General features: G+C 56.7%; 13 protein-coding genes. 3 read left to right on the forward strand and 10 right to left on the reverse strand.

The window, feature by feature from the left end; all coding sequences use genetic code 11:
- Positions 1–6 precede the first annotated feature (6 nt).
- The 3 genes from D2E25_RS02050 (at position 7) to D2E25_RS02060 (ending at position 2,874) form a co-directional block, all read left to right on the forward strand.
- Positions 7–264 carry a hypothetical protein gene (locus D2E25_RS02050; protein ID WP_125979369.1) on the forward strand — a complete coding sequence of 86 codons (258 nt, stop codon included), beginning with the start codon at positions 7–9 and terminating at the stop codon, positions 262–264.
- Entirely contained in the window at positions 261–1,814 is a 1,554-nt protein-coding gene (locus tag D2E25_RS02055) for a 3'-5' exonuclease (protein WP_164514662.1), read from the forward strand. The genes D2E25_RS02050 and D2E25_RS02055 overlap by 4 nt, the downstream gene beginning before the upstream one ends.
- 403 nt (positions 1,815–2,217) lie before the next feature.
- A complete protein-coding gene (locus tag D2E25_RS02060) occupies positions 2,218–2,874 on the forward strand; it encodes a hypothetical protein (protein ID WP_125979371.1) in 657 nt (218 codons plus the stop codon).
- A gap of 11 nt (positions 2,875–2,885) precedes the next feature.
- Here D2E25_RS02060 and D2E25_RS02065 read toward each other — a convergent pair whose 3' ends face one another.
- The 10 genes from D2E25_RS02065 to D2E25_RS02110 all read right to left on the reverse strand — a co-directional run bounded on the left by D2E25_RS02065 (position 2,886) and on the right by D2E25_RS02110 (position 14,081).
- Positions 2,886–3,758 carry an N-acyl homoserine lactonase family protein gene (locus D2E25_RS02065; RefSeq protein WP_125979372.1) on the reverse strand — a complete coding sequence of 291 codons (873 nt, stop codon included), beginning with the start codon at positions 3,756–3,758 and terminating at the stop codon, positions 2,886–2,888.
- Between the two features lie 245 nt (positions 3,759–4,003).
- On the reverse strand, positions 4,004–5,101 hold the full coding sequence (gene ychF, locus D2E25_RS02070) for a redox-regulated ATPase YchF (RefSeq protein ID WP_125979373.1): 1,098 nt from the start codon (positions 5,099–5,101) through the stop codon (positions 4,004–4,006).
- 167 nt (positions 5,102–5,268) lie between these two features.
- Entirely contained in the window at positions 5,269–6,462 is a 1,194-nt protein-coding gene (locus tag D2E25_RS02075; RefSeq protein ID WP_125979374.1) for a pyridoxal phosphate-dependent aminotransferase, read from the reverse strand.
- A gap of 180 nt (positions 6,463–6,642) precedes the next feature.
- Positions 6,643–7,326, reverse strand: a complete 684-nt coding sequence (locus tag D2E25_RS02080; RefSeq protein ID WP_241216925.1) for a methionine ABC transporter permease — start codon at positions 7,324–7,326, stop codon at positions 6,643–6,645.
- On the reverse strand, positions 7,316–8,464 hold the full coding sequence (locus tag D2E25_RS02085; protein WP_125979375.1) for a methionine ABC transporter ATP-binding protein: 1,149 nt from the start codon (positions 8,462–8,464) through the stop codon (positions 7,316–7,318). The genes D2E25_RS02080 and D2E25_RS02085 overlap by 11 nt, the downstream gene beginning before the upstream one ends.
- Positions 8,461–9,456, reverse strand: a complete 996-nt coding sequence (locus D2E25_RS02090) for an alpha-ketoacid dehydrogenase subunit beta (protein ID WP_125979376.1) — start codon at positions 9,454–9,456, stop codon at positions 8,461–8,463. Before D2E25_RS02090 ends, D2E25_RS02085 begins: the two co-directional genes overlap by 4 nt.
- On the reverse strand, positions 9,449–10,435 hold the full coding sequence (locus D2E25_RS02095) for a thiamine pyrophosphate-dependent dehydrogenase E1 component subunit alpha (RefSeq protein ID WP_125979377.1): 987 nt from the start codon (positions 10,433–10,435) through the stop codon (positions 9,449–9,451). The genes D2E25_RS02090 and D2E25_RS02095 overlap by 8 nt, the downstream gene beginning before the upstream one ends.
- A gap of 152 nt (positions 10,436–10,587) precedes the next feature.
- A complete protein-coding gene (locus tag D2E25_RS02100; protein ID WP_125979378.1) occupies positions 10,588–11,403 on the reverse strand; it encodes a MetQ/NlpA family ABC transporter substrate-binding protein in 816 nt (271 codons plus the stop codon).
- 377 nt (positions 11,404–11,780) lie between these two features.
- Complete coding sequence (gene proC / locus D2E25_RS02105) at positions 11,781–12,584, reverse strand: pyrroline-5-carboxylate reductase (RefSeq protein WP_125979379.1); 804 nt, start codon at positions 12,582–12,584, stop codon at positions 11,781–11,783.
- A gap of 39 nt (positions 12,585–12,623) precedes the next feature.
- Positions 12,624–14,081: an alpha/beta fold hydrolase gene (locus tag D2E25_RS02110; protein WP_125979380.1), complete on the reverse strand. Its 1,458-nt coding sequence runs from the start codon at positions 14,079–14,081 to the stop codon at positions 12,624–12,626.
- Between the last annotated feature and the right edge of the window lie 138 nt (positions 14,082–14,219).

Consider the following 14,219-nt stretch of genomic DNA (forward strand, 5'->3'; position numbering starts at 1 on the left):
AGATCAATGTTTGAAAAAGCGCAACACGGTTACTTTGCTAAGCCAAGCAATCCGCACTATTCGCCATGGATTGCCCAGGTACTGCCCACTGATATGTCCATGTTGATATGCTTTAGCCAATATGCGAAGATGCTTGGTACCTGTAACGGGATGAAAGACTCATCCGGCTCAGCCAATATCGGCACACGAGCCAGCAAGAGCAAGATGAAAGATCACGCCGAACGATTCCAGTTCGGATGCAAGTGCAACGAGGAGGATGCATGAGATTGTTTTCCTGGCCGTTCGGAAGCCGCAAAGGACGCCATGCATCACAATCTCAAGATGAAGTACGGCAAGTCGTTCCTCTACCTCTATCGGACCATCCGGATAATCCAGTAAGCAGATCCGTATCGGCACCAACCGCATTGGTGGAATTCCGCACGGCCGCAATAGCGGCCGACGCGGTTGTATTGGATACGGAAACGATCAGTTCAGAGATTGGCACACAAGTGGTGGAGATCGGAGCGATTCTTCTCCGCAATGGCTTTCCGATTCACGAGTATGAGCAGCTGATCACGCCGGTCGGAGACTTACCTGTATCAGCGAAACTGTTTTCCAAAATCACGGAAGCTGACACCGCTGAACAGCCCGAGGCCGCACAAGTCATACCAGTATTCATTGAATCGATGATGTCCCTTACAATCATCGGACACAATATCTCATATGACATCGCCGCAATAAACCGGGAAGCGGATCGAATGGGCTGTCCGCATCTTGCCAACAATGTCATCGATACACAGCGCCTTGGCAGCGACATGTTCCCAAATGCTCCTTCGATGAGTCTTCTTGAGCTCTCGAAATTGTTGGGTGTCGCCGATGAAGAAGCACATCGCGCGCTTCAGGACGCCAGACAGACGCTTGCGTGCTGGCATCGATTGAGGACCATGGACAGGCCAAGGTTTCTATCCACGGAGGAACAACGGAAATCCGCGCAACGTGCCATCACCGAGAGACGCCGTAAAGACAAGATATTCGCCAAAAGCGCCTATCTTAAAGGCCTTAGCACCACGCCAATCAACGTCCAGCCAAAAGGTCACATCATCGAGAGCATGGACTGCGGTGTAGAAATTTCCGGCGATGAACATCATCAAGACATCTTGCGCAGTTACGGATACGACGCATGGCTGTGGGTATACGTGACCGAAGACAGAATTCGTTCTGGCAAATATCTCGGCTATCCGACATATTGGGTCTACCTTGATGGCGAGGAGATTGGTCACATCAGCAAATACCAGATGGAGCGCCATTGTGGACAGGTTCCCGCCGACGGTGCTGTCATGCTGGCTCACATCCCTGATCGCGCTAAGGACCGAGACCAGAACCAATGGCAGCTTCGTCTACAAATGCCAGACGAGCATGCGCCGGTCGATTTATCTTCACAGGTCGTTCTACCTTCGAAACCGGAACCTGAGATTAAACCGATTCGGAGTTCGCAGACTCAGAAGGAGAGCATGCGCCGTTCTGAAACTCGCGGCGGGTTCGTCAACGCCAAGCCTCACAAAATAGTACTATCGCCAACCGAACGGGTAGTGAGTATTGTGCCAACGCAAGGAATAGACATCCTTCTGTCCGACCTTGACGACAACACACGCATGTGGGTCACGGTGAGACCGACATCACAATACTTGGCGGTACGATTCACCGGAACTCTTATCGGGACCGTCCCGCTTCCCGACAATCTTGATCCTTTCGGGAACGAGGCGAAAGTGACCGCAGCGACTATCCGAAGAATCAGCGGAGAAACTCATGTAGAAATTGAGCTCCCGAAAGACTGATTAGTTCTCGCTGACGATCCGCACCTTCCCGCAGACACTCAGACACACGACAAAACGCCCCAAGCACAAGCCCACACAACAACTGAACGCAAATATAAGCCGAGACCTTTGGAATCACTAAGGTTCAAAAGGCCTCGGCACTATGCGGCGATCACTTCTTAGACACGTTGAATTTAAATTCGACCGGCTCGCTCTTCTGCAACAGTCGCTCGTTCCCACGCATTGATCTCAGTCATCCGCCTTGACAGCGACTCTGCCGGCAATGTACCAATATTCCTGAGTAAGACCACGCGAAACCCCACGAGTCGGGATGCACGCCGGGTGAACAACGCCTTATCACCCTTGGTGTTGGCGCCCTCGGCGATGGGGTCACCTGTCCGGAATGGCGGATATGAGTTGAGACATGGAGACCTCACATGCCAATCCGCCGCCCGTTGCGCCTAAGCCGCGGGACGACGTCGAGTCTGCCATCGAGCGCGCGCTCATCGATCTGCTCAACGAAGGCGCCGATCCGTCCGGCCCGACGGGGCGCGTTGAGCTGCCATCAGTCAAAACGCTGTGCGCGAAAGCGTTCGTGGCGCGCAGCACGTTCTATGCGCACCACCACCACGTTGGCGAGGTGCTCGAGACGTTGGAACGTCGACTGGTGAGGGACCTCGAGGAGCTGAACGAGCCGCTGACCGTCAGGGATGCCGATGACGGGGATGCGTACGGAGCAGCGCGCGTCACGCTCATGCCCACGCTGGACTACATCCGGGCCAACGAGGACGCGTTCCGCGCGCTGCTCGTCTCGGCGCCCGACGTTCGGTTCATTGAACGATGGAAGGACGCCATCAAGCGGCAATGCAGACTGCGGATGACTGACGGCGGTGAGGAACCACGGACGGAAGGTCCGCGCCGTCCCACTGTCAACCGCGAGCTGATTCTGGAGATCGTCGCCTCATCGATGGTGTCGGCCACCACGTTCTGGCTGCACGACCCTTCCAAGGTACACGAGCGGGGAGTGGACGGAATCGTCAACACGGTGTTCGCCGCACTGGACGCACTGATCGTGCCGTGACGTGCGCCATTTCAGCTCAGCAGGATCGTCTCGGGACGATTCGCCGTGTCGTGGCAGGCGACCGATCGCACGCACAGCGGCGACAGGCTCTGCTCGCGGATCCATTCGAGCGAGGAGCGCTGCGCGTGACGGTCGTAGACGATGCCCGACGTAACCATGTCCCTCCATGATCGCGTGGCGTAACCGCCGTCGGCGAACAGCAGTACGTACCGGCCCGACGGCGCCGTGATCTTCATGGCCACCTGACCGTCGGTGTGGCCAGGGATGTTGATGAGCTGCACGCTGCGGTCGCCGAACAGGTCGTAGGATCGTCCGGCGGGGCCCTCATGGTCGTTCCAGTCGTACAGGTCGAGGTCGATTCCCCTCCACCACGAGGCATTGAAGCGCACGAGGCTGTTCGGGAACCGCGTGGCGCACCGCATCTCGTCCCTGGATACCATGATGCGCCGGGCGTCCCTCACGCCGCGCAGTCCATTCGCGTGATCACAATCAAGATGGGATATCGCCACCACGTCGAGATCAGCCGGGGACAGGCCCTGCGCGGCCAGCTGCTCAGGCACGGTCATCCCCGGACCCACTACACCCTGGTTGACCCGATACAGAGACCATGAGCCGAGAGAGCGGATCTGCGCTCCACGGTCGTAGACGCCGTCCGGACTCATGTCCCGGCCCCAGCCGGTATCAAACAGGATACGGCCGTGCGGCGTGGTGACGAGGAACGCGCACACGGGCAGCCATATGCGCTTGGACGCGGGCACGAAAAAGCCCGAACCGCGGACCAGTCCGCACCCGTTGCCGAAAGGCAGATCCGGTGAGACACGCACACGGCCGGCCACCATAACCTGAATGGAGATTGCTGAATTGTTGGCACTGTTGTTGGTCATGACTCCATTACAGAACGCCGTGTGATGGAGAGGCCCCATTTCGCGCTACACAAAACACGATTATGTCCACGATTGGCACCGTGGCTTTCTCCCCGATCCAATCGTCCGTCACGCCGGGCGCAGACCCCGGTGATACACCGTTCCCAACATAGACCACACCACAACAGCCAGCGACCACCATGTGCTGGGGGCCTTGGAATCACTGGGATTCCAAGGCCCCCGATGCTACCCGGCAATCGCCGCGATCACTTCTTAGACACGTTGAATTTAAATTCCACGATGTCGCCGTCTTGCATCACGTAGTCGCGGCCTTCCTGGCGGAGCTTGCCTTCCTCCTTGATCTTGACCATGGAGCCGTCAGCGGCAACGAAATCGTCGTAGGAGACGATGTCGGCTTTAATGAAGCCCTTTTCGAAGTCGGTGTGAATCACGCCGGCGGCCTGCGGGGCGGTCCAGCCCTTGTGGATCTGCCAAGCGCGCACTTCCTTCTCGCCTGCAGTCAGGAAGGTCTGCAGGCCGAGGATGTCGAAGCCAACACGAGCCAGCTGGTCAAGACCAGACTCGGAAAGACCAGCATCAGCAAGCATTTCACGAGCGTCAGCCTCATCAAGATCAGTCAGATCAGCCTCAAACTGAGCGTTAAGGAACACTGCGGGCGCAGGAGCAACAGAAGCAGCAAGCTTAGCTTTGAGCTCATCGTTAGCCAGCTCGTTATCATCCACGTTGAACACGTAGATGAACGGCTTAGCGGTCATCAAGTGCAGGTCGTAAATATCAGCCTTGTCGATTTCGCCAGCGGAAGCAGCCTGATCAATCGTGCGGCCAGATTCGAGAATGGCCTTGGCCTTCTTGACCGCGTCCATGTACGCAGGCTCGATCTTCTTGCCGCGCAGGTCCTTTTCGAGCTTGGGCAGCGCGTTCTCGATGGTCTGCATGTCAGCGAGGATCAACTCAGTGTTGATCGTGTCGATGTCGTCAGCCGGGTCGACCTTGCCGTTGACGTGCACGATATCGTCGTCTTCGAAAGCGCGCACGACCTCGCAGATCGCGTCCGCCTCACGAATATTGGCGAGGAACTTATTACCCAAGCCTTCGCCTTCGGAAGCACCCTTGACAATGCCTGCAATATCAACAAATGTGACGGTTGCGGGCACAACCTTCTCAGTGTGCACGAGCTTGGCAAGCACCGGCAGGCGATCGTCCGGCAGCGGCACGATACCAGTGTTCGGCTCAATGGTAGCGAACGGATAATTCTCAGCGAGAACATTGTTGCGCGTCAGCGCGTTGAACATAGTGGACTTGCCAACATTCGGCAAACCAACGATTCCAATAGTAAGAGACATGCTTCCCAGTCTAAAGCCAAGGTGGACGTTGGCCACTCCCCCGCGATACGGCGTGTTCGATACCGGCTGTTCACCAACACATATGATGATGTCAAAAATGATGATGCGGCAACTTCACTATTTCGCAAAGTTACCGCATCACTAGTAGCGCAACAACGTATGCACGCTCACAGTCCGATTGCAGCACCGGCTTGACCGATGCGTCGTACCGCTTCACGCAGCTGCGCTTCATCTTTCAGCAAGCTCAAGCGCACATAGTTCGCACCCACTCGCCCGAAGCACGTACCTGGCAATACCGCAACAGACGCTTTGTCGAGTAACGCGTCAGCAAACTGCTGGCCGCTCCAACCTTCCGGTGTGGCGATCCACGCGTAGACGCCGCCGGGCGAGTCAAATACGTCAAGTCCAAGCGCACGCAAACCGTCGGAAACAACCTTGCGTCGAGCAGCGTAACGTGCGGCAAGTTCAGCCACACAGCTTTGGTCAGAGTTGAGCGCAACAATGCCAGCATCCTGCACCATGCCAGTAACCATGGATCCCATTTGATAGTGGTATTGCTTGAGGCGCGCGATCACATCCGGATTGCCGGCAACGAATCCGGCGCGCCAGCCGGCCATCGCGTACATCTTCGACAGCGAGTTAACTTCCACACCCACATCGGTAGCGCCCGGCAATGTCAGATAGCTGACTTGCTGATCGTGTACGCCAAGTCCGGTGTATGCGAAATCGTGAATAATAAGGAATCCGTAGCGTTTGGCGAGTTCAATCGCATGAGCAAAGAAGCTTGCAGGTGCTTGCGCTCCCGTGGGATTGTTTGGATAGTTGAGCACCAGCACGCGCAGTCTGCGCCACACGTCCTCGTCAACCGCGTCGAGATCCGGCAACCAGCCAAGCTCACGTTTGGCAGGCAGCAAAATCTCTTCAGCGCCGTACATGACTGACATGCAGTGATATGACGGATAGTACGGGTCTGCAAAAGCAACAGCATCCCCGCGCTCCACAAGAATCGCAAATAGGCCCGCGAGCCCATCTACTGCACCTTCAACAGCAAATAATTGCGTACGCCAATCAAGTGCTACGCCATGAACGCGCTGATACCAGCCGGCTGCAGCTTCAAGAAATGCTGGCTTACCATCGAACGGCGTGTATCGTGCGTTGAGTGGATCGTCAACGGATGATTTAGCAACATCGCGAATGAATTCAGCCGGATAGGCATCCGGGTTACCTTTTGCTAGGTCAATCACGTCAGCGCCAGCAGCGACAGCCTTAGCGACTTTTACGTCCATGTCAGCGAACACGTTCGGCGGCACAGTTTGTGCGACGCTTGCAAATCGAGGCGTCCATGCACCTGTTGTCGTCATCTTGGTCACTGCTCCTTACCAATGGTGATGCGTGCAATCGCGCCACTGCCGATTGCACTAACAAATAGAGAAATACGTCTTATGTAAAAAGACGCCGACTGTCGCCTTGTGCCGCTTGTAGTCGAAAGCACAAGACCACACGCAACATTGAAGGCTCCAGTCGACGCCGACCAGCTGCAGTTAGTGCTGCAGCCTGCGTGCCAGCCAGTTGCACAGAAATTGGCTGATGAACACGATAATCAGGATGATGAGCGTCGCTACGAGCGTCACATCACCTTGGAAGCGGTTGTAGCCGCGGATGATTGCTAGGTTACCGAGACCGCCACCGCCGACTACGCCAGCCATTGCGGAAAACGCAACAACGTTAATGAACGACAAGGCGGACACGCGAATAATTGGCACACGCCCTTCGCGCAGGTACACGCGCCAAATGATGTCGAGTGTGCCCAAGCCTGAAGCTTTTGCTGCTTCAACAAGACCGTTATCGATTTCCAGCAACGCGTTTTCAACCTGTCGCGCGTAGAACGGGATCGTGGCGCCAACAATTGGCACGATCATTGCGTTCGTGCCAATAGATGTGCCTACGATTACGCGCGTAACACCGACGAGCAGCGCCATGAGGATGATGAACGGGATCGAGCGCAGGATGTTTACAGCTTTGTCGAGGATGTTGTACACGATCGCATTGCGCAGCAGTCCACCACGGCCGGTGAGCAGCAACAACAAACCAAAAACGAGGCCGATCGCATAACCGATAATCGCACCGACAACCACCATGTACACAGTCTCGCCGGTTGCCTCCCACACTTCGGGCCAGATCTGCGAAACGTTAGGCAGCAGCGTGTTGAGCACGTCACTCATCATCTTCCCCTTCCGCTTGGGTTTCGTTCACATGTACGTCAGCTAGCGGGGTTGCTTCAACACCAACCGTTGCGAAGTATTCCAATGCGCCACGTACCGCATCAGGCGTACCCTCGAGCGAGACGAGAATCATACCGAACGGCGTATCGTGAATAACATCCACGTTGCCAAAAATAATGTTGCCGGTCACGCCGTAGCGACGGTGCACGTCAGCCATCAGTGTCTCTTCAGCACCCTGACCAACAGAGGAAAGCAGGTATACGTTGCCTGCGTCACGCTCAGCAGCAAATAGATCGTGCGTGCGAACGAGTTCAAGACCTTTGTTGATATTGCCGGATGTGTAGATGAACTCGCGTGTCAGTTCGCTCGTCGGATGCGCGAATACGTCAAGAATGCCACCGTCGTCAACGAGTCGACCGTGATCAACTACGGCGATACGCGTGCAAATATCTTTCACAACCTGCATCTGATGAGTAATCAGCACAATCGTTAAACCAAGTCGCGCGTTGAGGTCTTTAAGCAGCGTGAGGATCGAACGTGTGGTGCGCGGATCGAGAGCACTCGTAGCCTCATCACACAGCAAAATCTCTGGATCGCCGATAAGCGCGCGAGCGATTGCTACACGCTGCTGCTGACCGCCGGAAAGTTGACGTGGGTACACGTTTGCTTTATCAGCAATGCCAACAAGATCAAGCAGTCGCAACGCCTTGGCTTTTGCATCAGCCTTTGAGATGCGCTCATGCACAAGCGGCAACGTCACATTGTCCAGCACTGTGCGTGAAGGCATCAGATTGAAATGCTGGAAGATCATTGCGATCTTGCGGCGTACCGGTTTGAGCTCGCTCTCGGACAGGGATGAGATTTCCTTGCCGTTGAACGTTACACTGCCGGAGGTAACGCGCTGCAGCACGTTCATCGTGCGCACGAGTGTTGATTTGCCCGCACCGGAAAAACCGATAATGCCGTAAATATCACCCTTGCTGATGGTCAGCGATACGTCATCAACCGCGTGGAATGGAGCTTTTCCGTCACGCCCGGGGAATTCTACGGTCACATGGTCGAGGCGCATCAGCGCAGCACGCTCGCCTTGTGCGCTCGTTGCAGCAGTATTGGTCAGCGTGGTCGATTCGACTTCGCTCATGCCGCCTCTCCCAGTCCAGCTGCAGCTTTCAGCGCCGCAGTAATTTCGCGTTCGCCGGCGAGCACATAGTCCTCGAGCACCGGGCTGAACGGCAGCGGCGAGAATTTTGCGCCAACGCGCAGAATCGGGCCGCGCAAATAGTCGAAGTGATTTTCAGCGACGCGTGCAGCGATTTCTCCACCAACACCACCAATCTTGATGGCTTCGTGTGCGATAACCAAATGCCCGGTGCGCTTCACCGACTCGTAGATGGTGGGCATGTCAAGCGGGCTGATCGAACGCAGATCAATAACCTCAACGCTTACGCCATGCTCACGTTCGATTGCCTCCGCAGCGGCGAGCGCCTTGGTAAGCATCAATCCGTATGAAATCAGTGTCACGTCAGTGCCAGGCTTGACGATCTCAGCTTTGCCAAGATCAATATCAGGCAGATCGTCAGGCACATTGCCTTTAACCGGGAACAGACCTTTGTTTTCGAAGTAGATGACTGGGTCTGGATCCTTGATTGCAGCTTTGAGCAGCTGCTTGCCATTGGCGGGCGTGGAAGGAACAACAACGCGAATACCTGGAATGTTGGTAAACCAGGTTTCCAGTGACTGCGAATGCTGGGCGGCACCGTGCTTCATGAGACCATCAGGCGCGCGCAATACGAGCGACATGCTGGCCTGGCCGCCGAACATGTAGTGGGCTTTGGCCATCTGGTTTAAGACTTCGTCCATGGCGATGCCAATGAAATCAGCGAAGTGCAGATCGATGACCGGCTTGGCTCCTGCGATGGCCGCGCCGACGCCGGCGCCGACGAGTGCGGTTTCGGAGATCGGCGTGTCTAGTACGCGTTCGGGGAATTCGTCTTTCATGCCGGCGAACTGGCCGAAAATACCGCCTTGTTTGGCGATGTCTTCGCCGTAGACGAATACGCGCTCATCGGCGCGCATTTCTTCGAGCATGGCTTCGCGCGTTGCCTCGCCGAAGGTAATGATTCGCTCACTCATAAAGGTTCACCTCACCGCTGTATACGTCTTCCAATGCCTGATCAGTTGTCGGGAACGGACTGTTCGCTGCGAATTCGAGCGCGTCTACGAACTCTTTGTCGAGTCCCGCTTCGGCTGCGTCGAGATCAGCCTGTGTGACCGTGCCGTTGAGCAAGATTTTCTTGCGGAATCGGTCGATTGGATCGTTGTATTCTTTCCACTCTTCGACTTCTTCTTGGCTGCGGTACAGCTGTGGATCAGTAATAAAGTGGCCGTCGCGACGGTACGTTTTGCATTCGAGGATGGAGGGGCCTTCGCCGCGGCGAGCGCGAGCGATGAGTTTGGCGGCTGCATCGCGCACGGATTCAACGTCGTTGCCGTCAACGGTCACGCCGGGAATACCGTATCCTGCGGCGCGTTCAGACAAATAGTCGACGTTTTTGACGTCGTCGAAACGGGTGGTGGATGCCCACGCGTTGTTTTCGCACACGTAGATCACTGGCAGTTTCCACGTGGCGGCGAGGTTGACTGCTTCGTGGAATGTGCCACGACTGGATGCACCGTCACCAAAGAAGCACACTGCGACTTCGCTGCCATGACGCTGCTTGACCGCGAGCGCCGCACCGGTAGCGATGTTGAAACCGCCGCCGACTACGCCGTTAGCACCGAGCATGCCGACGCTGAAGTCAGCCAGGTGCATGGAGCCGCCCTTGCCTTTGCAGTAGCCGGTAGTGCGACCGTAGAGTTCTGCGAGTGAACGATCGACGCGAGCGCCCTTGGCAAGGGTGTGACCGTGACCGCGATGGGTGCTGGTCACGTAGTCCTTGTGCGTGAGGTTGCTGCAAACGCCGGTGGCGACTGCTTCTTCGCCGATGTACAGGTGGGCTGGTCCGACGATTTCCTTGCCGATATGCGCTTTGACTGTTTCCTCAAATTTGCGGATTCTGCGCATGGTGGTGTACAGGTCAATCGCCTGTTCGGTGGTTAGTGGTGTAGTCATGGTTGTGCTTTCCGTGTGTTGTGTCACTGTGTTGTGTCACTGTGCGACTCGCCGCGTGAGCTTCTGTGCTCGCTTACGCAGTTTGCCGCGTTACTGTGTTTCACCCCAGTGGCTGCCAAACTGTGCGATCGGCAGCCACTGGGGTGTGTTCGTCACCACAGAGGGATGACAGCGCCCTTGTACAGGTCTTCGATAATCTTCTTGCTCTCGTCGGTGCGGTAAGCGTCAACAACCTTCTTATAGGTTTCGTTGTCCTTATCCTTGGCGCGCGAGACGATGATGTTGTAGTACGGCTTGGACTGCTCGTTGACCGGTTCGATGTAGATGGCGTCGGACTTGGGGTTGAGGCCGGCGTCGAGAGCCATGAACACGTTGATGACGCTGGCGCCCACGTCAGGCAGGGAGCGGGCGGTCTGTGAGGCTTCAAGCTCGGTGATCTTCAGGTTCTTCGGGTTGGAGACGATGTCGTCCGGGGTGGGGTTGGTGCCTTCCTTGTAGTCGAGCTTGATGAGTCCAGCGGACTGGAGCAGCAGCAGGCCACGTGCGGCGTTGACGTCATCGTTGGCGATGGTTACTTCGGAACCTTCAGGAATATCCTCGACCTTCTTGGCCTTGTCGGAGTAGAGGCTGATCGGGTTGAGCACGGTTTCACCAACGGCAGCGAGCGCATTGTTGTGCGTCTTGTTGAAGTCGTCCATGAGGATGTAGCCCTGGTAAGCGTTGAGGTCGATATCACCCTTAGCAAGTGCTTCGTTGGGCTGAATGTAGTCGGAGAACTTTACCAGTTCAACGTTGATGCCTTCCTTCTTGAGGGCAGGAATGACGGACTGGTCCCAAACTTCGTTGCTGTCTCCCACTACGCCGATTTTCACGGTGTTGGCGCTGTCGGCGGAGGCCGAACCGCAGGCAGCAGTGCCGACCAGTGTGAGTACGGCTAATGCTCCCGCGAGGATTTTCTTGACGTTCATAATGATTCCCTTCTTGTGTCCGCCGTTCGGCTGGATTCGGCCTTCTGGCGCCGCTTGCGGCGGTGATGCCAGTGTATGAAGGGTTTTGGGGGCATTATGGCGTAAATGCGAAATCAGCATATTAGCGATGGTTATATGCGGCTATTTATGCGTGGAACAAAAACAGCTGATGAATCCCTGTGAGCCGCCTCAACGACTACACTGTCGTCTCATTATGTGGATATGAGCGGTGGGTTATTAGGTGAGGTTATATGCGAATACCAGCATCTACGATAACGGGCGAGCGCAGAAGTTTTCCTGCACTCGCCCGTTAACTTGCTGGTTATTGCCAGTCTCAACTGTGTCTCACCTGCGTTTCAACCGTGCCTTATCAGTCACTACGCTTCGATTGCGTCAACAGCGTTGATGATCGCGCCGCGGAAGCCGTCCTTCTCCAGTTGTGCGACGCCGCGGATGGTGGTGCCGCCCGGCGAGCAGACAGCATCCTTCATTGCACCGGGATGCGTTTCAGTGGCCATGTACAGTGCGCCCACGCCTTCGATCATTTTGGCGGCCATGCGATAGGCGGCGGCACGTTGCAAACCGTATTTGACACCGGCGTCGCCGAGCGCCTCGATGTACATGTCAGTGAAGGCGGGCGCGCAGCCGGCGATGCACATGGCGATGTTCATGTGCGCAGTATCAACGCGTTCGATCAGACTGATCGGCGAGAACAACGCTTCAAACGTTTCGTTCTGCGCGCCGGTAAGCGTATTGTCCGCTTCGGTAACGAGCACGCCTTTGCCGACCGCCATCGGCGTGTTCGGAATCGTGCACTGGACGTGGATGTTCTCGAAGTCCGCACCGAACAATTCACGGTATTTGCCGAGATCCCAACCGGCAGCGATCGAGACGACGATCTTGCCGGGTTTGGCCAGTTCGGCGGCGATCGGACCGACAACAGCCTCGATCTGGTACGGTTTGATCGCAATGACCACGACGTCGGCCGCCGCGGCAACTTCGGTCGCGTTGTGCAGTGGGCGCGCGCCAAGTTCGGCCGTAGTGTGCTCGAGCTTGTCATAGTGTGCCGCGCAGGCAACGATTTGACCACCGTTGACTACTCCTGCATCAACGAGACCGCGTGCGATAGCCTGAGCCATGTTGCCGTAGCCGATGAATCCAATGGTGATATCCATGCTCATAATGATGTCCTTTCGTGCTATGACGAGGTTGGCTGAAGGCTAGAACAGCGATGCCAAGTCGCCGCGGTTCAGCGCCTCCGTATAAAGATGTTTGAAAACGCGGTCACCGTGGTTGCCGTCGTGTTCGAACTCGTTGGTGGTCCAGTAGTGCGAGTTGCCGACGCGGCTCAGCGTGTCGAGCTGCATGCCGGAATCAACGTACATGTCATCGAAGTACACGGCGGCCTCAAGCGGCACTTCGTTGCGCGCAAGCTGCTCAGCGTCGTAGATCACGCCGAAGCGCGTATCCTCCATGAGCAGGTCCATCGCCGGCTTGAACGGGCGCAGCGCATTCTCCTGTTCGAACATCCACGGGAACATTGCCTCGCCGGTAAAGTTGAGCGGGCGCACGCTGGCCGCGAACTCGCTCTTCGTGTCACGCACACGCTGTGCAGCCCAACGAATCGGCTTGTCCATCTCACCGTTCGCGTAAATAAACTCCTGCAACGGCCAATACAACGGCCGCGATGACGTAGCCGCCTGCACCTTGCTCAAGAACTCGTCCGACAGTGGCGAATCAGCGTTCGCACTGCCATCACCGTCGAGGAACGCAGCATCGAGGATCCAGTGCACGCGTTCGAAACTCGGCTTCATACCAAAATCAGAACCAAGGCATTGCAAACGTTCCACGGTGAGCGGGTCACCGTTGGGCAGCATCGGGAATCCGTGCGCAGTCATGCCGGCGATCACGCCCAGACGGTGTCCAAGATCGTCGCCGCCCAGCGGCGCGATCACGGAATCGGTGAGCGTGGAAACGAAATCGGCCACTTCGGCTGCAGTGGGCAGCATGTCGGCAATGGCCGCCACGCGCTCAACGTCCTGCGGGTAGCGCTCATAGAACTGCTTGGTTTTAGTGAGCATGCGCGGGAACGTGTGCTCGTACACTTCGGTCGCATCGGCAGGCACGTGCGGAATACCGCCGCAAGTGAAGCTCGCGGCTACGCCGGCCGGGAACAGCGACAGGTACGTGAGCGTGAGGAAGCCACCGTAGCTTTGACCGAGCGTCACCCATTTCGCGCCACCGAACTCGGTGCGGCGCAAGTGTTCGAAATCGCGCACGATCGAATCGGCGAGAAACAGTTTCAGATAGTCAGCCTGTGCGCGCGCTCCCGCGGGGGTGAGACGGGCCATAACCTGCGTATCAATGCGGTTGGAACGGCCAGTGCCGCGCTGATCAGGCAGCACGACGCGGAAATGCTTGATCGCCTCTTCAATCCAACCGTCAGAGGTCGGGTTGAGCGGGCGCGGGCTTTCGCCACCGGGGCCGCCCTGCAAATAGACGAGCAGCGGAAGGTCGTCGTGCACGTGTTCGGGCGCGGTGACCACACGGTAGAACAAGCTGATCGATTCACCATCGAAGCCGCGTCCCGGCTCATGACCGGTCCAGTCGAGCGGCACCTTGATCGAACGATCCTCGACGTGCAGTCCCGGCACGTAATATTCGGCAAGCAGCGTCATGCGCATCCTCATTTCCCGTAGATCTTCGTGTACGGACCCATGCGCACATGTTGTCATGCGTAGATCATCGCGTACAGCCCGAAGACGTTTCGCTTATGCGTCGTCTTCCATATCAGCCGTACGCGGGGACAACCAAGC

The organism is Bifidobacterium goeldii, assembly GCF_003951095.1.
Lineage (GTDB): Bacteria > Actinomycetota > Actinomycetes > Actinomycetales > Bifidobacteriaceae > Bifidobacterium > Bifidobacterium goeldii.

Excerpts from the sequence above, each read along its gene's own strand:
- D2E25_RS02050 (WP_125979369.1), top strand. The coding sequence starts at position 7 with ATGTTTGAAAAAGCGCAACACGGTTACTTTGCTAAGCCAAGCAATCCG.
- D2E25_RS02055 (WP_164514662.1), top strand. The coding sequence starts at position 261 with ATGAGATTGTTTTCCTGGCCGTTCGGAAGCCGCAAAGGACGCCATGCA.
- D2E25_RS02060 (WP_125979371.1), top strand. The coding sequence starts at position 2,218 with ATGGAGACCTCACATGCCAATCCGCCGCCCGTTGCGCCTAAGCCGCGG.
- D2E25_RS02065 (WP_125979372.1), bottom strand. The coding sequence starts at position 3,758 with ATGACCAACAACAGTGCCAACAATTCAGCAATCTCCATTCAGGTTATG.
- ychF (WP_125979373.1), bottom strand. The coding sequence starts at position 5,101 with ATGTCTCTTACTATTGGAATCGTTGGTTTGCCGAATGTTGGCAAGTCC.
- D2E25_RS02075 (WP_125979374.1), bottom strand. The coding sequence starts at position 6,462 with ATGACGACAACAGGTGCATGGACGCCTCGATTTGCAAGCGTCGCACAA.
- D2E25_RS02080 (WP_241216925.1), bottom strand. The coding sequence starts at position 7,326 with ATGATGAGTGACGTGCTCAACACGCTGCTGCCTAACGTTTCGCAGATC.
- D2E25_RS02085 (WP_125979375.1), bottom strand. The coding sequence starts at position 8,464 with ATGAGCGAAGTCGAATCGACCACGCTGACCAATACTGCTGCAACGAGC.
- D2E25_RS02090 (WP_125979376.1), bottom strand. The coding sequence starts at position 9,456 with ATGAGTGAGCGAATCATTACCTTCGGCGAGGCAACGCGCGAAGCCATG.
- D2E25_RS02095 (WP_125979377.1), bottom strand. The coding sequence starts at position 10,435 with ATGACTACACCACTAACCACCGAACAGGCGATTGACCTGTACACCACC.
- D2E25_RS02100 (WP_125979378.1), bottom strand. The coding sequence starts at position 11,403 with ATGAACGTCAAGAAAATCCTCGCGGGAGCATTAGCCGTACTCACACTG.
- proC (WP_125979379.1), bottom strand. The coding sequence starts at position 12,584 with ATGAGCATGGATATCACCATTGGATTCATCGGCTACGGCAACATGGCT.
- D2E25_RS02110 (WP_125979380.1), bottom strand. The coding sequence starts at position 14,081 with ATGACGCTGCTTGCCGAATATTACGTGCCGGGACTGCACGTCGAGGAT.